The 16,728-nt window shown below is 55.0% G+C and carries 18 protein-coding genes and 1 other annotated feature; of the genes, 2 read left to right on the forward strand and 16 right to left on the reverse strand.

All coding sequences use genetic code 11. From position 1 onward, the window contains the following. The first annotated feature begins 15 nt into the window (after window positions 1-15). The gene (locus JT31_RS03400) at window positions 16-972 is read left to right on the forward strand and encodes a FecCD family ABC transporter permease (RefSeq protein WP_052048961.1); all 957 of its coding nucleotides are present in this window, start codon (window positions 16-18) and stop codon (window positions 970-972) included. Further along, a complete protein-coding gene (locus tag JT31_RS03405) occupies window positions 972-1,751 on the forward strand; it encodes a heme ABC transporter ATP-binding protein (RefSeq protein ID WP_038473303.1) in 780 nt (259 codons plus the stop codon). Before JT31_RS03400 ends, JT31_RS03405 begins: the two co-directional genes overlap by 1 nt. Here the strand turns inward: JT31_RS03405 and selO are convergent, their stop codons facing one another. From selO to thrS, 16 genes are all read right to left on the reverse strand, one after another. Continuing rightward, window positions 1,752-3,197: a protein adenylyltransferase SelO gene (gene selO / locus JT31_RS03410; RefSeq protein WP_038473306.1), complete on the reverse strand. Its 1,446-nt coding sequence runs from the start codon at window positions 3,195-3,197 to the stop codon at window positions 1,752-1,754. It lies immediately after the preceding gene. Window positions 3,198-3,261: 64 nt separating this feature from the next. After that, on the reverse strand, window positions 3,262-3,918 hold the full coding sequence (locus JT31_RS03415; RefSeq protein WP_052048962.1) for an EAL domain-containing protein: 657 nt from the start codon (window positions 3,916-3,918) through the stop codon (window positions 3,262-3,264). 242 nt (window positions 3,919-4,160) lie between these two features. Beyond that, window positions 4,161-5,135: a LacI family DNA-binding transcriptional regulator gene (locus tag JT31_RS03420; RefSeq protein WP_038473311.1), complete on the reverse strand. Its 975-nt coding sequence runs from the start codon at window positions 5,133-5,135 to the stop codon at window positions 4,161-4,163. 127 nt (window positions 5,136-5,262) lie between these two features. Continuing rightward, window positions 5,263-5,724 (reverse strand): C40 family peptidase, encoded by a 462-nt coding sequence (locus JT31_RS03425; RefSeq protein ID WP_038473313.1) that lies wholly within the window; start codon window positions 5,722-5,724, stop codon window positions 5,263-5,265. A gap of 76 nt (window positions 5,725-5,800) precedes the next feature. After that, window positions 5,801-6,547, reverse strand: a complete 747-nt coding sequence (gene btuD / locus JT31_RS03430; RefSeq protein WP_038473316.1) for a vitamin B12 ABC transporter ATP-binding protein BtuD — start codon at window positions 6,545-6,547, stop codon at window positions 5,801-5,803. A 1-nt stretch (window position 6,548) separates the two neighbouring features. Continuing rightward, window positions 6,549-7,100 carry a glutathione peroxidase gene (locus tag JT31_RS03435; RefSeq protein ID WP_038473318.1) on the reverse strand — a complete coding sequence of 184 codons (552 nt, stop codon included), beginning with the start codon at window positions 7,098-7,100 and terminating at the stop codon, window positions 6,549-6,551. Between the two features lie 26 nt (window positions 7,101-7,126). After that, window positions 7,127-8,107: a vitamin B12 ABC transporter permease BtuC gene (btuC, locus tag JT31_RS03440; RefSeq protein WP_038473321.1), complete on the reverse strand. Its 981-nt coding sequence runs from the start codon at window positions 8,105-8,107 to the stop codon at window positions 7,127-7,129. A gap of 102 nt (window positions 8,108-8,209) precedes the next feature. Continuing rightward, window positions 8,210-9,172, reverse strand: a complete 963-nt coding sequence (locus tag JT31_RS03445; protein WP_038473324.1) for a helix-turn-helix domain-containing GNAT family N-acetyltransferase — start codon at window positions 9,170-9,172, stop codon at window positions 8,210-8,212. 127 nt (window positions 9,173-9,299) lie between these two features. Next, a complete protein-coding gene (gene ihfA / locus JT31_RS03450; RefSeq protein WP_038473326.1) occupies window positions 9,300-9,599 on the reverse strand; it encodes an integration host factor subunit alpha in 300 nt (99 codons plus the stop codon). A 4-nt stretch (window positions 9,600-9,603) separates the two neighbouring features. Then, window positions 9,604-11,991 carry a phenylalanine--tRNA ligase subunit beta gene (gene pheT / locus JT31_RS03455; protein WP_038473330.1) on the reverse strand — a complete coding sequence of 796 codons (2,388 nt, stop codon included), beginning with the start codon at window positions 11,989-11,991 and terminating at the stop codon, window positions 9,604-9,606. Between the two features lie 14 nt (window positions 11,992-12,005). Beyond that, window positions 12,006-12,989: a phenylalanine--tRNA ligase subunit alpha gene (gene pheS, locus JT31_RS03460; RefSeq protein ID WP_038473331.1), complete on the reverse strand. Its 984-nt coding sequence runs from the start codon at window positions 12,987-12,989 to the stop codon at window positions 12,006-12,008. A gap of 61 nt (window positions 12,990-13,050) precedes the next feature. After that, window positions 13,051-13,174: a sequence feature (Phe leader region), on the reverse strand. Further along, a complete protein-coding gene (pheM, locus tag JT31_RS23865) occupies window positions 13,125-13,169 on the reverse strand; it encodes a pheST operon leader peptide PheM (RefSeq protein ID WP_106120997.1) in 45 nt (14 codons plus the stop codon). (Overlaps the previous feature by 45 nt.) A 239-nt stretch (window positions 13,175-13,413) precedes the next feature. After that, window positions 13,414-13,770, reverse strand: a complete 357-nt coding sequence (rplT, locus tag JT31_RS03465) for a 50S ribosomal protein L20 (RefSeq protein ID WP_000124850.1) — start codon at window positions 13,768-13,770, stop codon at window positions 13,414-13,416. Window positions 13,771-13,816: 46 nt separating this feature from the next. Next, a complete protein-coding gene (rpmI, locus tag JT31_RS03470; RefSeq protein WP_004263702.1) occupies window positions 13,817-14,014 on the reverse strand; it encodes a 50S ribosomal protein L35 in 198 nt (65 codons plus the stop codon). A gap of 91 nt (window positions 14,015-14,105) precedes the next feature. Then, on the reverse strand, window positions 14,106-14,648 hold the full coding sequence (gene infC, locus JT31_RS03475; RefSeq protein ID WP_071704088.1) for a translation initiation factor IF-3: 543 nt from the start codon (window positions 14,646-14,648) through the stop codon (window positions 14,106-14,108). A 3-nt stretch (window positions 14,649-14,651) separates the two neighbouring features. Next, on the reverse strand, window positions 14,652-16,580 hold the full coding sequence (gene thrS, locus JT31_RS03480; protein ID WP_038473340.1) for a threonine--tRNA ligase: 1,929 nt from the start codon (window positions 16,578-16,580) through the stop codon (window positions 14,652-14,654). Window positions 16,581-16,728 lie beyond the last annotated feature (148 nt).

Genomic DNA, 16,728 nt, shown 5'->3' on the forward strand with positions numbered 1-16,728 from the left:
CACGCCCTGTGTTTGATGGGGCTGGTTCTGCTGGCAATGGCGCTTATTGCCGCGAATCTCGGTGCCATGCGGCTGTCGGTTGCCGTGCTTTGGCAGGCGCATGACGACACGCTGCGCGATATCTGGCTCAACATTCGCCTGCCTCGCGTGCTGCTGGCGGCGCTGATTGGCGGCGCCCTGGCGCTGTCCGGCTGCGTGATGCAGGGGCTGTTCCGTAACCCGCTGGCTGACCCTGGTTTACTGGGGATCAGCAGCGGGGCCGCGCTGGCGGTGGGTCTGTCTATCGTGATGCCGCTGGCCCTGCCGGCGGTTTTGGCACTTTATGCTCCCATGTTAGCTGCATTTGTCGGCAGCCTGGCGGTGACGCTGGCGATTTTCCTGCTTAGCCGTAAGGGTGCCAACAGTTTGTCTCGCCTGCTGCTGGTGGGTATCGCTATCAACGCCCTGTGCGGCGCGGCGGTTGGCGTATTGTCGTGGATCAGCAACGACACCCAGCTCCGCCAGCTTTCACTTTGGGGTATGGGCAGCCTGGGCCAGGCACAGTGGTCAACGCTGCTCGCCACCGCCTCTCTTATCCTGCCCGCAGCCGCAGGGATCTGGCTGCTGTCTAAGCGCCTTAATCTGCTCCAGCTTGGCGATGAAGAAGCGCACTATCTTGGCGTTGATGTCAAAACAACCCAGCGCCATCTGCTGATCCTGAGCGCGCTGTTGGTTGCCGCCTCGGTGGCGATCAGCGGCGTTATCGGCTTTGTCGGGCTGGTGGTGCCACACCTGGTACGCATGTGGCTTGGGTCCGATCATCGCTGGCTGGTGCCTGGCTCAGTGCTGGCAGGGGCGATGCTTTTGCTGGTGGCCGATACATTGGCGCGCACGGTTGTCGCCCCCGCTGAAATGCCGGTGGGTCTGCTGACCAGCCTGATTGGCGGGCCATGGTTTCTGGCGATGATTTTCCGCAGCAAGGAGAGAGCGTGATGGACGAAATTCTGCAGACGCATCATGTTTCGCTGAAAATGGGGCATCGTTATCTCATTGACGACGTTAACGTCAGCCTGAAGCCGGGCGAAGTGGTCGCACTGATTGGCCCAAACGGCGCGGGGAAATCCACGCTGTTGCGGCTGTTAACCGGGTTTCAACAACCGGACAGCGGGCGGGTCGCCCTGGCGGGGCATGATTTAAGCCAGTGGTCCAACGACGCCCTTTCCCGCAAACGGGCGGTGATGCGCCAGCAAAGCAATATGGCGTTTAGCTGGACGGTAGAAGACGTGATCGCCATGGGCCGGGCGCCCTGGCCGCAGGAGTCAACGGCCAGCGTCGTGGCGGAAGTCATGGCGCTAACCGGCTGTGATGACCTGAGCGGCAGAGATTTTTGTCGCCTGTCCGGCGGCGAACAGCAGCGGGTGCAGCTTGCCCGGGCGCTGGCACAGCTCTGGTGCGACGGACAGCCCCACGGCTGGCTGTTTCTGGATGAACCAACGTCCGCGCTGGATCTCTACCACCAGCAGCACGTGCTGCGCCTGCTGCGACGTCTGGCCCAAATGGGCACGCTGTCGGTTTGCGTTGTGCTGCACGATTTAAACCTGGCCGCGCTGTGGGCCGATCGCATTGTTCTGCTGCATAAGGGCAGGATGGTCGCGGACGGCACGCCTGATGAAGTGCTGGACGAGCAAATTTTACAGCGCTGGTATCAGGCGGACCTGCGGGTATTCCGGCATCCGGAACACCCGGTTCCTCAGGTAGGTCTGCGCCAGTAATCAGCTGGAACAGCTGACTTCCAGCCGTTTTCCCCAGTCAGGCGGGCGCTGCGTCATGTCGTCCTGACGGTCGGTAAACGGCTGGAGCAATGCCTGATGCAGCTTAGCCAGTTCACGAGTATCGCCCTGCTCCGCAGCTTCTATTGCCCGTTGCGCCAGCCAGTTTCTCAACACCAGGGCCGGGTTCACCGCCTGCATTTTCTGCTGGCGTTCTGCATCACTCACCTGCTCGACCTGAAGCCTTTCGCGATAACGTCCAAACCACGCGTCAAAACTTGCCCGGTCGATAAACTCATCGCGCAGCGGCGAGGCGGCGCTGAGCTGTTCCGTCTCGCTAAGCATGCGGAAGGTGCGGGTGTAATCGCTCCCTTCTTTGCTCATCAAAGCAAACAGTTCGCTGAGGATTTGGTTGTCGGCCGACTGCTCTGTGCATAGCCCAAGTTTGGCCCGCATCTGCTGGCCAAAGGCACGCATAATGGCCGGCTGATAGCCATCCAGAATAGCGTTCAGCTTATCGGCAGTAATAAACGGAGACAGCGTTTGCGCCAGCCGCTGCAGGTTCCAGAGCCCTACGGCAGGTTGGTTATCAAAAGCATATCGCCCCTGATAATCCGAATGGTTGCAGATAAACTCAGGCTGGTAATCGTCGAGGAAGCCATACGGGCCGTAGTCCATGGTCAGGCCAAGAATCGACATGTTATCCGTGTTCATCACCCCGTGCGCAAACCCCACGGTTTGCCAGCTGGCAATTAACGCGGCGGTGCGCGTCACGACGTCGCTGAACCACAGCTCATAGCGTTCTTCAAGCCCCTGCAAATGCGGCCAGTGGTGGCGAATGGCGTAATCGGCGAGCTGCTGCACTTTCTCCGGCTCGCGGCGGTAATAGAAGTGCTCAAAGTGACCAAAACGCAGGTGGCTCTCAGACACCCGGAGCAGCATCGCCCCCTGCTCAACCGTTTCGCGCTGCACGGGCGTGTCGCTGGTGACAATCGTTAAGGCTCGCGTAGTTGGGACCCCGAGGGCATGCATAGCTTCACTGGCAAGAAACTCTCGAATAGTGGAGCGCAGTACCGCCCTGCCGTCTCCCATCCGCGAGTAAGGCGTTAAGCCAGCACCTTTCAGGTGCCAGTCAACTTTGCGCCCGTCGGCTAGCTGTTGCTCACCCAGTAAAATACCGCGACCGTCACCCAGTTGCCCGGCCCAGACGCCGAACTGGTGCCCGCTGTAGACCTGGGCCAGCGGCTGCATGCCGGGCAGTAGCGTTTCGCCACTCCAGACACCCTGATACTGTGCATCAAAAAGAGAACGTTCGAGACCCAGCTCATCGGCCAGCGGCTGGCTGTGATAAAGCAGCCGCGCATTTTTCAGCGGCGTTGGGTTTAATTCGTTGTAGAAACCCGGCAGCTCGTCGTGCCAGGTATTCAGAAAAGTTAAAGTGTTGGTCATGGTTCCTCCGCCCGACAGTGTAGCCCCGGTAATGGATTTTAAACACGGTGACGCAGCAGGGACTTTAGTGAATCAGACCTTCATGAGGAGGAAAAAGTGACGCCAGATATTCCGGCTGAACAAGCGGCCACAGTTTGCCCTGCATCGCGGCAAAGCCCAGCGCCTGCACTTTGCGCCGCGCGTTAGCGGAGTCTATTCCGGCCACCAGCAACGATTCACAAAACGGGGAAACCTGCCCAATGATGGCCAGCATAAAAGGCGTAAAGGTGCGGCCCGACAGCAGTTTTTGAATAAAAAAACGATCCATAATAACGCGCCTGAACAGGCCGTCGAACACCGGTTTGGTCGTGGCATGGCCGGCACCAAAGTCTGCCAGCACCAGCGGAAAACGTTCCACTGCCCAGGCCAGCCTTAAATTAGTTTTCCCGCTATTTAAATCCAAAAAACTTTCGCTGAGGGTTAATTCAATAAACGGCAAAGCCTTTAAGCGAATATATAAATTCTGGTTATTAATTAACGCATCAATAATAGTTTCATTAATATGAATCCAGACCACAAGCTGCCGGGTGATAAAGAAATCCTGCTGTGCTTCTATTACCGTTAATTTTTCTCTGAACAGCTCAAGGTGCTGCTCAGGGGCAAGATGAGGGATTAACAGCTCGGTTGGAATACGTACTGGCGCGTCAGCCCCGACGAAGTTTGCGACGATTTCGACACCCATAATACTGTCATCCGGCCGTACGGCCGGACGATAATAGAGATGAGAACAATAAACACTATCAAGTGAAACAATCATTTTGCCAGCCCTGCGGATTTCTGGTTGGACGGCAGAGAGATACAGCGCCAATCCGAAAATAGTCGGATAGCTGCTATCGCTGTGAATTTCACACTCATCCCTGAAACGTTTAAGCTTATCTTTTAATAACTTTGAGCTTATCCTGGATATCCGTACATAGCCAGTTTTTAACGCAAATTGCGCACGGAGTCCCGGGCAATGATGCAGGGTAAAAAAGATTCATCCTCACAATGTTCATTAAGTAATTTACGCGTTGCGTAGCGTGCCATATCCCCTATCGGAAAATAAACGCTGGTTAACGCCGGGCGTACAAACGCCGCCCGATCTCCACTGTCATAACAAATAAGGGATATATCCAGAGGAATGCGTAAACCTCGTTCGGTAATGGCCAGCATTGCCCCGACGGCCATTTCTTCATTGCAGCAGTACAGCGCGCTGATTTTGTACTTCTCTAACAGCATCGCGGTTTGCCGGTAGCCGCTTGGCATATCGTATTCGCCTTCTACCACCGCCACCGGCGTAACATCCCTCTCCTCCATGGCATCAAGAAAACCCTGACGACGTAAAAGGCTGGAGGTTCGCTGGGTTGGACCATGCAGGCAGGCTATCGCCAGATGGCCGGCATCCAGCAAATAGCGGGTGGCCATGTGGCTGGCAAGACGGTGATCGAAGACCACGCAGCGCGCGTTTAAAGCAGGCACCTCTCTGTCGAGGATGATAAACCTGTTGCCGCGTTCGGCCAGCTGAATTAGCGCCTCATCGGCTATCGCACGCACGTGCAGGATCAGACCGTCGCAGCGTAGGTTATAGAGCCGCTGAATGGCATTGCGCTCGTTCTCTTCTACGCCCCGACCCTGCGTCACCAGCAGCTGCTTTCCGTTAGATTCAGCTTCGGTTTGCACCGTATCCATCAGCGAGCCGAAGAAGCCCCCGGTATAGGATGTCGTGACCAGCCCAATCGAATGGCTCTGGCTGGATGCCAGCGCTCTGGCAGCGGGATTGGGGGAATAGCCCAGTTCGGCAATCGCGGCTTCTACCTTGATGCGGGTTTGCGCTTTGACCTTAGTGTCGCCGTTAACCACGCGTGAGACGGTGGCGCGGGAGACGCCGGCGTGGGCAGCAACATCTTCGAGGGTGACCATGAAACAATCCTTAACGGGAAAAGCACAATGCATCCCGATATTACCTGATATTGTAAACCGCGTTGACGTTGCCCGCAGATTTGCGGGAACGGTCACGATTTTTCACTTCAGATAAAGTCAGAAAAGACTATATACGGCGGGCTTGCCAGAATTTTTTGCGCCAGTAGACGTTATCCAGAGAGGAACGCATTACGCCCCGGCTGGTGGAGGCGTGAATAAACGTGTTGTCGGTATCATAAATACCAACGTGCAGGCCGCTTTCCCCGGAGCCGGTTTTAAAGAACACCAGATCGCCCGGCAGCAGGTCATCTTTATCGATTTTGGTGCCGATTTCTGCCTGCTCGCTGGTCATGCGCGGCAGCATCAGCTCAAATTTGTCGCGGAAGGTCATCAGTACAAAGCCGGAACAGTCCACGCCGCGCCGGCTCATGCCGCCGTATGTGTACGGCGTTCCGTGCCAGCTGCGCAGCTGATCGTTTAGCTGAGCGATAACGGTGATGGAATCGGAAAGCCGGGCGTTCGGATGAGGGGCATTATGACTACACCCCACCAACACTATGCATGCCACTGCAATAAGCCACAAACGCATTTTCAGACAACTCCCGGTCTTACTGTTTCCAGTAATTTAGCCTGTCGCCCGGAATTATTGCAAGCTTTCCGCGATGTTATAGCGGGCTTATCAGCATACTGTGCCCTTCGATCCGTAATAATCGAAACGGCATCTGGTAGGCAGCGGCCAAATTCTTCGGCGTCAACACGTCATCCCGATGCCCCTGAGCCACCATTTTACCCTCACGCAATAGCCACACTTTGTGCGCATGCCGCAGGCTATGGTTCAAATCATGGCTGCTCATCACCACCGCTATACCGGCTTCACAAAATGAGAGCAGCAGGCGATCCAGCGCCGCCTGCTGGGCAACGTCGAGGCTGTTCATCGGCTCGTCGAGCAGCAACAGCTGGCCTTCAGGATTGACCGAAGGATCAACCTGTAACAGTACTGCGGCCAGCCTTACCCGCTGCCATTCGCCGCCGGAAAGCTGATTGACCGCGCGCGTCAGCTTGTCGGTTAACCACAGCGATTCGGCCAGGCGTAGCATGGCGGCCTCCGCCTCTGGCGATGGCTGATGAAGCTGCAGATAATGCCAGACGGGCATAGCGAAAGGAGGCAGCTGCTGCTGGCTGAGCCACGCACGGCGGCGGGAAAGCGCAGCGGGAAGCCATTCTTCAACCGGCCGCTGGTTAAGCAGAAGACGTCCCGGCCCTGAGCTTAACCCTGCCATTCGGGTGAGCAACGTGCTCTTACCCGCGCCGTTAGGCCCGACAAGATGAATTAGCTCACCCGGTTCCACCGCCGCGCTAATCGGCCCAAGCCGATCGGCGACGGTGACGCCTGCAAGTTGCAAAATGGACAAGTTATTTTGCCAAAGCCTGTTTAATCGCTTCCAGTACAACCGGATCTTCCGGGGTCATATCCGGAGAGAAACGCTGAATCACTTTGCCATCACGGCCAATCAGGAATTTCTCGAAGTTCCACAGGATATCGTCAGGGTAAAGCGGGCCGCGCCCTTTGCTGCTCATACGCTCCAGAAAACCGCTGCCTTCCGGCGCCACGGCGGCTGGACGAGCGTCAATCAGCTTCTGATAAAACGGGTGACGATGCTCCCCATTGACGTCGATTTTGCTGAACAGCGGGAAAGTGACGCCGTAGGTGGTGCTGCAGAAAGTTTTAATCTCTTCACTGCTGCCCGGCTCCTGGCCCAGGAACTGGTTGCACGGGAAGCCCAGCACGCTGAAGCCCTGTGCCTCAAAGTCTTTCTGCAGGTTTTCGAGCTGTTCGTACTGCGGCGTAAGGCCGCATTTGGAAGCGACGTTAACAATCAGCAGGACTTTACCCTGCCAGTTTTCAAGCGTGGTGCTTTCCCCGTCAATGGTGGTGACTTCGGTATTCAGAACATTGCTTTGCATATCATCCCCTTCCTAAGTGAGCCGAATTAACGTCCGGCTTTCAATAATAGCCAGATAAACACCGGCGCGCCGAGCGTAGCGGTCACTACGCCAATCGGCAGCTCGGCAGAGCTTAATGCGAGCCTCGCCACAACATCTGCCCCGGTTAATACTGCCGCCCCGGCCAGCGCACTGGCCGGCAGTAAAACGCGATGATCGGTTAACCCTGTGAGCCGCAGCATGTGCGGGATAACCAGGCCAACAAATCCGATAGCGCCGGCAAGCGCCACGCTGACGCCTACCAGCCAGCCGGTGGCGACAACCAGAATGTTGCGCCAAAGCCAGACGGGCAGCCCCAGCTGACAAGCAGAGTTTTCGCCCAGCGCCATCAGGTTAAGCGGGGCATGCTGACGGCATAGCCAGACCACCACCGGCAACAGCGTCACCATCAGCCAGCCCTGCCGCCAGTCCACGCCGCCAAACCCGCCCATCATCCAGTACATGAGCTGACGTAAATCCAGGCTTGAGCTGAAGTAGACCGCCCAGGTCATCAGCGCGCTACAGATAATACCGAGCGCGACTCCTGCAAGTAATAGACGACTGGTGGAAAGATGACGACGGGAAAAACGTAACAGAATAAGAGTGATCGTTAAGGCCCCGAGGATGGCGCACAGCCCGAGCACCCAGCCTGGTAGCGAGCCCTGCCCGAGCAACAAGGCAATAACCAGCGCCACGCCCGCGCCGTTGGAGACGCCAAGCAGGCCGGGTTCAGCCAGAGGGTTTTCAAACAGGGATTGCATAATGGTGCCGGTAACCGCCAGCGCGGCTCCTACCAGCAGCACGGCAAGCGTACGCGGCAGTCGGATTTGCCAGATGAAGAGCCTTGCCTCATCGCTCCACCACGAGAGCGGCGAAAACCAGACGTCGCCCGCACACAGGCTTAACGCCAGCATAACCCCCGCCGAAAACGACAGCGCTATCAGCCAGCGGCGCTCAAACCGGCGTTGTCTGGTTACAAAACTCAGCATTCCGTAAAGGCTCCACCTGACACATTTATGCGCCTGATTTTACGGGGAGTTTGCGGGTGAGAACAAGAAAAGAAAAAGGTCGCACAGGCGACCTTTCCCCTGTTATCTGGCAATGAGGGTTTTTCGCGTGAACTGCTGCTCCAGCATTGAGCTTCCCCATTGCTCGCCCTGCCATTCCCGGGTTAACTCAAACCCCATCGATTCATAAAGATGGCGGGCAGCATTCAGCCCGCTAACGGTCCACAGCTGCACGGCAGAGAAACCATACTCATCGCAAAAGCGCATAGCCTCGCTCAGCAGCGTTCTCCCAATACCGCTGCCGCGGCAGTCGTCATCCAGAATAAACCAGCGTAGATGGGCTTCGTTGTGGCCGAGATCCTCTCCGTCAATGGATACGGAACCCACGATTTTCCCCCTGCGACAGACAACCCAGAGGCGATTGCATGGCTGCTCAAGACGGCCGCTGAACTCCGCCAGCTCTGAAGCGACTTTACCTTCGAAGAAATGGCCAAAGTTATAGTGTTTCGAGTAGTAGTTGGCGTGCATTTCCGCTACCCGGCCGATAACGCCCGGTCGATAGCCCGTCAGGATTTCAAACGTCTTTTCTGCTGTCCGATCGCCTGAAAGCTCACCACGACAGGCTTTAAGTGCCTGGGCATAGTTAAGCAAGCCATCGGCCACAGACCTTTGCTGCCCGGAATTCAGATGCTCAAGCGCTTTCTCTACGCGCATTCTCCCGTACCGGTGAATCTCCCGGACGGTTTGTGTGCCCTGCTCCGTGAGCTGAAGCTGCCGGGCTCTGGCATCTTCATCAGAAATTGTTTCATACAGCTCCCCTGCCTGGCGCAGTTTGCCCAGCATGCGGCTAACGCTCGATTTTTCAAGCCCAAGGACCTGAACCAGATCGGCCGCCGTAACCGCCTTCCGGGTATCAATCTCCAGTAAAGCATGCACCGCCGAAGCGGAGTAATTCGTTGCGGCCAGGGTTGAATTCAGGAAACCAAGCTCGCGCACAACCTGCCGCGAAGAGGCTCGTATCGCTTCGATGATATTGTTGTCTGGCATGGGACGCTACCGTTGATGCATAGTTGTACAATACAACCATTTTGATAAAAGCTTTGTCAAGCGGCGAGTCCGGCGGGCGGAACAGAAAAAGAAAAAGGCCGCGTTAGCGGCCTTTTGTTAACTCAGGTTACTCGTCTTTTGGCGACGCGCTTTCAACCCGACTCTTTAGTTTCTGACCAGGTCGGAAGGTCACCACACGGCGTGCCGTGATGGGAATATCTTCACCGGTCTTCGGGTTGCGCCCGGGACGTTGGTTTTTATCGCGTAAGTCAAAATTACCAAAGCCCGAGAGTTTAACCTGCTCACCGTTTTCCAGAGCGCGACGGATCTCTTCGAAAAACAGCTCTACCAGCTCTTTGGCATCTCGTTTGCTAAGCCCAAGCTTATCAAACAGATATTCTGACATTTCAGCTTTTGTAAGCGCCATACGTTCAATCCCTCAATGATGCCTGGAATCGCTCTTTTAATGCCTCTACACATTTTGCAACGGTAGCGGCCATCTCCTCTTCTTCGAGTGTACGGCCCGTATCCTGAAGGATAAGGCTTATGGCCAGGCTCTTATAGCCATCGGCTACGCCCTTGCCACGGTACACGTCAAATAAGTTTACGCCAACTACCTGATTTGCGCCAACTTTCTTACACTCGACCAAAATATCTGCTGCCGGGACGTTTTCAGCCACTACAACAGCGATATCTCGGCGGTTTGCCGGGAAGCGAGAAACCTCCTGAGCTTCAGGCACCACGCGGTCTGCGAGCTTGCTCCACAGCACCTCGAACACCACCGTGCGGCCGTTAAGATCCAGTTTACGCTCCAGCTCCGGGTGAACAACACCAATGAAACCAATGCATTCACCTGCTAAATAAATGGCAGCACTTTGGCCTGGATGCAAGGCCGGATTTGCTTGCGCTCTGAATTCGATGTCCGAAAGTTTGCCGGTCAGGGCCAGAACGGACTCCAGATCGCCTTTCAGATCATAGAAGTCAACGGTGTTACGCGCCAGATCCCAGTGCTCTTCGTAGCGGTTACCGCAGATAGCACCTGCCAGCATAAGATCCTGGCGGATGCCAAGGTCTGCCTGAGTATCAGGCACAAAGCGCAGGCCAGACTCGAAAATACGCACGCGGCTTTGCTGGCGGTTCTGGTTATAAACCACGGTTGTCAGCAGACCACTCCACAGCGACAGACGCATGGCGGACATGTCGGTAGAGATCGGATTAGGAAGAATCAGATTTTCTTCGCCCGGATGCAGAAGCTGCTGAATTTTCGGGTCGACGAAGCTGTAGGTGATAACTTCCTGGTAGCCTTTGTCCACCAGCATGGTTTTCACACGCTTGAGGGAGAGGTCGGCTTCGCGATGGGTGCCCATCACCAGGCCGGCCTGCACCGGGCTGTTTGGAATGCTGTTGTAGCCGTAAACGCGAGCCACTTCTTCCACCAGGTCTTCTTCAATTTCCATATCGAAACGCCAGCCTGGCGCAACCGCAGTCCATTGATCCTGGCCTTCGGTCACTTCACAGCCCAGACGGCGCAGAATGTCGCTAACCTGTGCATCTTCGATATGGTGACCAATCAGGCGATCCAGCTTGCTGCGGCGAAGGGTAATAGTGGCGCGCTTCGCCAGATTCGCTTCGCTGGTCACGTCGATAACCGGGCCAGGTTGGCCGCCGCAGATATCCACCAGCAGGCGAGTAGCACGTTCCATCGCTTTATACTGCAGCGCAGGATCGACGCCACGCTCGTAGCGATGAGAGGCGTCAGTATGCAGGCCGTGACGGCGCGCGCGACCGGTGATGGACAGCGGGCTAAAGAAAGCACACTCCAGCAGGACGTTCTGAGTTTCGTCGTTAACGCCTGAATGTTCGCCGCCGAAGATGCCGCCCATTGCCAGCGCTTTGCCGTGATCGGCAATCACCAGGGTGTCGGCGTTCAGCTTAGCTTCGTTGCCGTCCAGCAGAACCAGGGTTTCGCCCTCTTCCGCCATACGCACCACGATCCCACCTTCAATACGGTTCAGGTCGAAGGCGTGCATCGGCTGGCCAAGCTCCAGCAGCACGTAGTTGGTGACGTCAACAACCGCATCGATGGAGCGGATGCCGCAGCGACGCAGCTTCTCTTTCATCCACAGCGGCGTTGGCGCCTTAACGTTGATGCCTTTCACAACGCGGCCCAGGTAGCGCGGACATGCCTCTGGAGCGTCTACGCGAATGGGCAGCGTGTCATTGATAGTTGCGGCAACGGCGGTAATTTCTGGCTCAGCCAGCGGCAGCTTATTTACCACCGCAACGTCGCGAGCTACGCCGATAATACCCAGGCAGTCGGCACGGTTTGGCGTGACGCTGATTTCGATGGTGTTGTCGTCAAGCTTCAGGTATTCGCGGATATCGGTGCCGACTGGCGCATCCGCTGGCAGCTCGATGATACCGTTATGATCATCGGAAATACCCAGCTCGGAGAAGGAGCACAGCATCCCTTCGGACGGCTCACCGCGCAGCTTAGCGGCCTTGATTTTGAAATCGCCCGGCAGAACGGCACCGACGGTAGCCACGGCCACTTTCAGGCCCTGACGGCAGTTTGGCGCGCCACATACGATGTCCAGCAGACGATCGCCGCCGACGTTAACTTTTGTTACGCGCAGCTTGTCGGCGTTCGGGTGCTGGCCGCACTCGACGACTTCACCGACCACGACGCCGTGGAAAGCACCTGCCACGGCCTCAACGCCGTCAACTTCAAGCCCTGCCATAGTTATCTGGCTGGAAAGTTCGTCACTGCTGTTGGCTGGGTTTACCCATTCGCGTAACCAGAGTTCACTGAATTTCATTGGATATCCCGCCTTTATTTGAACTGTTTGAGGAAACGTAAATCATTTTCGAAGAATGCACGCAGATCGGTCACGCCGTAGCGCAGCATGGTCAGACGCTCCATGCCCATGCCGAAGGCGAAGCCGGAATAAACTTCCGGGTCAATGCCGACGTTACGCAGGACGTTCGGATGCACCATGCCGCAGCCCAGCACTTCCAGCCACTTGCCGTTTTTGCCCATCACGTCCACTTCCGCAGACGGTTCGGTGAACGGGAAGTAGGACGGGCGGAAGCGAATCTGCAGGTCTTCTTCGAAGAAGTTATTCAGGAAATCGTGCAGCGTGCCCTTCAGGTTGGTGAAGTTGATATTGGTATCAACGATCAGGCCTTCCATCTGGTGGAACATCGGGGTGTGGGTCTGATCGTAGTCGTTACGATAGACGCGGCCCGGGGCGATAATGCGAATTGGCGGCTGTTTGTCTTTCATGGTGCGGATCTGCACGCCGGAAGTCTGGGTACGCAGCAGGCGGGTTGCATCGAACCAGAAGGTGTCGTGATCGGCACGCGCCGGGTGGTGACCAGGAATGTTCAGTGCATCGAAGTTATGATAGTCATCTTCGATTTCAGGCCCGGTCGCCACGGTAAAGCCCAGTTCACCAAAGAAGCTTTCGATACGATCGATGGTGCGGGTCACCGGGTGCAAACCACCGTTCTCGATACGGCGACCAGGCAGAGAAACGTCGATAGTTTCCGCGGCCAGACGCTCGTTCAGCGCAGCGCTTTCCAGGTCAGCTTTACGGGCATTCAGGGCTTCCTGAACCTGCTCTTTGGCAACGTTTATCACCGCGCCCGCTGCCGGACGTTCTTCCGGAGGCAGTTCACGCAGGGTGGTCATCTGGAGGGTCAGGTGCCCCTTCTTCCCTAAATATTCGACGCGTACATTATCTAACGCGGCAACATCCTGGGCATCGTTTATGGCTGCTTTGGCACTGGCAACCAGCTCTGCGAGATGTGGCATGGTATTCCTCTTATGCCGGCATAACTGCCGGGGTAGTTGGTCTGATTCGAAAATAAAACGCAAAAAAAAAGCCTCCAGACAGGAGGCTTTCGGCGCTTTTTTTCGTTTCTTTTCTTACGCGCAAAGCCCCCTGAGTCAGGCGCTAAAGTAAAAAAAGAAGCGGAAAATAGCAGCATTCATGCTTGCAGTTACCTTGTTTTGACGAGTTTTGCATTGGCTATTGAACGAGCTACGGCGTTAAAAGTCAATAAATTGATTCTGTTATGCCCCAATAATTCGATTTGTAGTAAGGCGACAAGCTCGATTATCCCCGGGAGCTTACTTAAGTAAGTGACTGGGGTCAGTGAGTGCAGTTAACGCAGCTACAGATGAAGTATGACGGGGATAAATTAAAAGAGGGAGCAAGCTCCCTCTTATAACTGGCTTATGCCAGAGCTGCTTTCGCTTTTTCAACCAGGGCAGTGAATGCCACTTTGTCGAATACGGCGATGTCAGCCAGGATCTTACGGTCGATTTCAACAGAGGCTTTTTTCAGGCCGTTGATGAATTTGCTGTAAGAGATACCGTTCTGACGAGCTGCAGCGTTGATACGTGCAATCCACAGCTGGCGGAACTGACGTTTACGTTGACGACGGTCGCGGTAAGCGTACTGACCAGCTTTGATAACAGCCTGGAAGGCAACGCGGTATACGCGAGAACGCGCACCATAGTAGCCTTTAGCTTGTTTGAGGATTTTTTTGTGACGAGCACGTGCGATTACACCACGTTTTACGCGAGCCATTTAGCTCTCCTGTTTCTATATTCTGAATTAATTAAAAAAAGTTTACTTATGCGTACGGCAGACAAGCGACAACCAGGCCCAGATCCCCTTTGGAGACCATGCCTTTCGGACGCAGATGACGTTTACGTTTGGTAGACTTTTTAGTCAGAATGTGACGCAGGTTAGCGTGCTTGCGCTTAAAACCGCCACCGGCGGTCTTTTTGAAGCGCTTAGCGGCGCCGCGTACTGTTTTGATCTTTGGCATTTCAATTTCCACTTCGCATTGTTAATAAAACGAACCAGTAGGCGAACAAAATCCGCGAGGCCGAAGCCCCGCGGCATGTTACTTGATGGCCTTACTGTTTCTTCTTCGGAGCAAGCACCATGATCATCTGGCGGCCTTCGATCTTCGTAGGGAAGGATTCGACCACTGCCAGTTCACTCAGATCGTCACGGACGCGGTTAAGCACTTCCATACCAATCTGTTGGTGAGCCATCTCACGACCGCGGAAACGCAGCGTGATCTTAGCTTTATCTCCCTCTTCCAGAAAGCGAACCAGGCTGCGGAGTTTTACCTGGTAGTCGCCATCATCGGTGCCAGGTCGGAATTTAATTTCCTTAACCTGAATAACTTTTTGCTTTTTCTTCTGTTCCTTAGAAGATTTGCTTTTCTCGTAGAGGAACTTGCCGTAGTCCATGATGCGGCAAACAGGCGGTTCGGCGTTTGGACTGATTTCTACTAAATCAACCCCGGCCTCTTCGGCTTTTTCCAAAGCTTCATTCAGACTGACAATACCAATCTGCTCGCCATCAATACCGGTCAGACGAACCTCAGTGGCACGAATCTCTCTGTTAATGCGATTAGGACGCGCCGGTTGAACTCTTTTTCCGCCTTTAATACTTTATTCCTCCAGTTGATGAAGATTGCGGCTGCGAATCTCTTGCTGCAGCTTTTCAATCAATTCGTTGACGTCCATGCTCCCCAGGTCTTTGCCGCGGCGGGTACGAACGGCAACTTTGCCTGCTTCGACCTCTTTATCGCCACAAACCAGCATATAAGGGACACGACGTAACGTGTGTTCACGGATTTTAAAGCCTATCTTCTCATTTCTCAAGTCTGCTTTTACGCGAATGCCCGCATTTTGAAGTTTACGAGTCAATTCGTTAACGTATTCTGCCTGGCCGTCAGTGATATTCATCACCACCGCCTGTACCGGAGCAAGCCATGTTGGGAAGAACCCAGCAAACTCTTCGGTCAGAATACCGATAAAGCGTTCCATTGAGCCTAAAATGGCGCGGTGAATCATTACCGGCACCAAACGCTCGTTATTTTCGCCAATATAGGAGGCGTTCAAGCGGGTTGGCAGGGAGAAGTCAAGCTGAACGGTACCACACTGCCACGCACGATCCAGGCAGTCATACAGCGTGAACTCAATTTTAGGGCCGTAGAATGCACCCTCACCCGGCTGATAGTCAAACGGGATATTGTTTTCCTGCAGCGCAACGGCCAGATCCGCTTCCGCGCGATCCCACATTTCGTCGCTACCAATGCGCTTTTCCGGACGGGTAGACAGCTTCACCACGATTTTTTCGAAACCGAAGGTGCTGTACATGTCGTACACCATACGAATGCAGCTATCGACTTCATCGCGAACCTGCTCTTCAGTACAGAAGACGTGAGCATCGTCCTGAGTAAATCCACGTACACGCATCAGGCCATGCAGCGCGCCCGACGGTTCGTTACGGTGGCAGCTACCGAATTCGGCCATGCGCAGCGGCAGGTCGCGGTAGGATTTCAGACCCTGGTTGAAGATCTGCACGTGACCCGGGCAGTTCATCGGCTTGATGCAGTATTCACGGTTCTCGGAAGAGGTGGTGAACATCGCATCTTTGTAGTTGTCCCAGTGCCCGGTTTTTTCCCACAGCACGCGGTCCATCATGAACGGACCTTTCACTTCCTGATACTGGTACTCTTTCAGCTTGGAGCGCACGAACACTTCCAGCTCGCGGAAGATTGTCCAGCCGTCGTTGTGCCAGAACACCATACCCGGCGCTTCTTCCTGCATATGGTACAGGTCAAGCTGCTTGCCGATTTTACGGTGGTCACGCTTGGAAGCTTCTTCCAGGCGCTGCAGATAAGCATTCAACTGCTTTTTGTCTGCCCAGGCGGTGCCGTAGATACGCTGCAGCATTTTGTTGCTGCTGTCACCGCGCCAGTAAGCACCGGAGGTTTTCTGCAGCTTGAAGTGATGGCAGAAACGCATATTCGGTACGTGTGGCCCGCGGCACATATCCACGTATTCTTCATGATGATACAAACCTGGTTTGTCATCATGGCTGATGTTTTCGTCAAGAATGGCGACTTTATAGCTTTCACCGCGGTTGACGAAAGTCTCACGCGCTTCCTGCCAGCTCACCTTCTTCTTGATAACGTCGTAATCTTTCTCAGCCAGCTCGTGCATACGCTTTTCGAGCAGCTCAAGATCTTCCTGCGTCAGGGTGTGGTCCAGGTCGACGTCGTAGTAGAAACCGTTGTCAATAACCGGGCCAATCGCCATTTTGGTGTGGGGCCACAGCTGCTTGATAGCATGACCCAGCAGGTGAGCACAGGAGTGGCGAAGAATTTCCAGACCCGCTTCGTCTTTGGCGGTGATTATCGCAAGCTTCGCATCGTTTTCGATAATATCGGAAGCATCAACCAGTTCACCGTCTACGCGGCCAGCGATACACGCTTTGGCAAGACCTGGACCAATATCCAGCGCAACATCCATCGGGCTAACGGGTTTGTCGTAATGGCGTTGGCTGCCATCAGGAAGAGTAATAACAGGCATGTTAAGTCCTTATCTGCAGTGGTGACCCGCACGAAAGATCACATACAGTAGAGAAATTGATTTTAGAACAAGTCGTTGCGTAACCATTTGACCAACAATCGCCGAATTGGTACGCAGTCGGATGCACAAATGAAAAATGGCATCGCTG

Source organism: Cedecea neteri (genome assembly GCF_000757825.1).
GTDB classification, from domain to species: domain Bacteria; phylum Pseudomonadota; class Gammaproteobacteria; order Enterobacterales; family Enterobacteriaceae; genus Cedecea; species Cedecea selenatireducens.